The 2,494-nt window shown below is 70.7% G+C and carries 2 protein-coding genes; one reads left to right on the top strand and one right to left on the bottom strand.

Annotated elements, in window-relative coordinates:
- On the bottom strand, positions 1 to 907 hold a 907-nt coding region (gene lhpI, locus F3J18_RS36650; RefSeq protein WP_166917027.1), incomplete at its 3' end, for a bifunctional Delta(1)-pyrroline-2-carboxylate/Delta(1)-piperideine-2-carboxylate reductase.
- A gap of 306 nt (positions 908 to 1,213) precedes the next feature.
- Between lhpI and F3J18_RS36645 the strand changes: the two genes are divergently transcribed.
- Positions 1,214 to 2,494: mechanosensitive ion channel family protein (locus F3J18_RS36645; protein ID WP_240156514.1), on the top strand; the 1,281-nt coding region annotated here is incomplete at its 3' end.

The raw sequence follows: 2,494 nt of genomic DNA, 5'->3' as shown, positions 1-2,494 counted from the left end.
CGACGCGGCCGGCGGCCAGGTCCCAGGCCGCGCAACCGACGCTCTTGAACAGCACCGGCTGCTGCGCCTCGGCGCGGCCGCCGGCCTGCTCCGCCGCCACGATCGCGCCGGCCAGCGAGCCGACGCGCGCCCAGTCGACGCCGGCCAGGATCAGGTCGCCGGCCTCGTGATGCGCGCCGTCGGGATCGTCGACGAACAGGGCGCTGCCGTTCACGGTCCGCGCGGCGATCTCGGCGCGATCGGCGGTGAACACGCCGACGCCCACCACCAGGCGCCCGGCGCGCGCCGCCTCGTGATAGACCGGCGTGGCGCTGGTGGTGGCGGCGATCACCAGGTCGACCGAATCGGGCACCGGCGCCTCGCCGAACGGCTCGATGCCGGGCAGGCTGTCGCGCCAGCGCGCGCAGAAGGCCTCGGCGCGCTCCACCGAGCGCGCCTTCACGCGCACGCGCGCCTCGGGATACAGCTCGGCCAGCGCGTCGAGGTGATGCGCGGCCTGGGTGCCGATGCCGTACAGCAGCACCTCGCGCGGCGCGGCCGCCAGGAAGGTGCGCGCGCCCAGCATGGTGATGCCGGCGGTGCGCCGCCCGGTGACGGTCGGCCCGTCGAGCGAGACCAGCGCCTCGCCGCTGCCGGGATCGTAGGCCACCACCTGGCCGTGGATGGTCGGCAGGTCGCGCTCGCGGTTGCCCGGGCAGACATTGACCAGCTTGTGGATCGCGATGTCGTCGGCCGCGGCCGGCATCGACAGCATCACGCCGCCCTCGCGCAGCGGCACCGCCAGCCGCGCCGGGCTCAGGATCCGGCCTTCGGCCGCGTCGCGCGCGGCCACCGCCAGCGCGTCCACCAGGGGCCCGAACGGCAGGCAGGCCGCCGTTTGTGCCGCATCGCATACCGCAAGAGTCATCGAAACGCCTCCTCGTGATTGCCGGCGCGGGCCGCCTGTTCTCAGGCGTCGCGCTCGCGCGGGAAGCGCACACGTTAAGCGAGCCCGGCACCGGCGGCAAGCGGCGTCAAAAAAACGGGTACGATCGCGCCCGGCGCCTGCGAGCCGGCGCGCGAAGCCGCGCCCCGCGGCGATCGGTAAAAAGTATCGGAACCCGGCGCCGGATCCGCGGTCCCTTACAGACGCCCTGCGCCAAGCCGGCCGAGCCGGCGCCAGGCAGGTTCCCTGCACTACCGCACCACCCGTTCACCGTTTTTCCTCGATTCAATGAATGCCATCTGGTTTGCCCCCCTCGTCGGCTGTCTGATCCTGCTGGCCGCCTCCTGCGCGATCGCCCTGGCGGTGCGCTTCGTGCTGTTCCGCGTGGTCGCGAAGTTCGCGGCGCGCACCCCCACCCGCTTCGACGACGTGCTGTTCCAGTTCGGCGCCTTCAAGTGGCTCTCGCGCCTGGTGCCCTTCGTGGTGTTCCAGCTCGGTTTCCGCTCGATCCCGAACATTCCCGAATCGGCCGCGCAGATCGTCGACAAGCTGCTGTTCGCGATCGTGGTGTTCCTGGTGACGATGACGATCGGCGCGGTGCTGTCGGCCGCCGAGCACCTGCACCGCACCCAGCCGCGCGAGCGGCCCACGCTGTCGCTCAAGGGCGCGATGCAGCTGATCAAGCTGGTGATGTACATCACCGCCGCGCTGGTGGTGATCGGCACCGTCACCGGCAAGCAGATCGGCCTGCTGCTGTCGGGGATCGGCGCGATGTCGGCGGTGCTGATGCTGATCTTCAAAGACACCATCCTGGGCCTGGTGGCCGGCGTGCAGTTGTCCTCCAACGACATGCTGCGGATCGGCGACTGGATCACCATGCCGAGCGCGGGCGCCGACGGCGACGTGATCGACATCACGCTGAACACCGTGAAGGTGGCCAACTTCGATCGCACCATCATCACCATCCCGACCTGGAAGCTGATCACCGAGAGCTACCAGAACTGGCGCGGCATGACCGAATCGGGCGGGCGGCGCATCAAGCGCGCGCTGTTCGTCGACGCGAGCAGCGTGCGCTTCCTGAGCACCGAGGAGATCGCGCGGCTGGAGCGCTTCACGCTGCTGAAGGACTACCTGGCGGGCAAGCGCGACACGCTGGCCGAATGGAACGGCGCGCTCGGCGCCGACGGCGAGTGGATGGGCAATCGCCGCCAGTTGACCAACCTCGGCACCTTCCGCGCCTATTGCGACAGCTACCTGCAGCGCCACCCGCGCATCCATCGCGGCATGACGCGCATGGCGCGCCAGTTGCCGCTGACGGCCGAGGGCATCCCGATGGAGCTGTACTGCTTCACCGATACCACCACCTGGCTCGACTACGAGACCATCCAGGGCGATATCTTCGATCACCTGCTCGCCGTGCTGCCCGAGTTCGGGCTGCGCGTCTACCAGCATCCTTCGGGCTTCGACATGCGCGGCATGATGGAGGCCGCGGCGGCCTCGCGACGCGAGGCGGAATCCGCGGCGGCGGCGGGCGCGGCCCGGGCGGCCAAGCCGGCCGCCTCGCCCATG

The sequence above is a fragment of the Burkholderia sp. Ax-1720 genome (assembly GCF_011753035.1).
In the GTDB taxonomy this organism is placed as follows: domain Bacteria; phylum Pseudomonadota; class Gammaproteobacteria; order Burkholderiales; family Burkholderiaceae; genus Burkholderia; species Burkholderia gladioli.
This window is presented reverse-complemented; position numbering and strand designations above follow the sequence as displayed.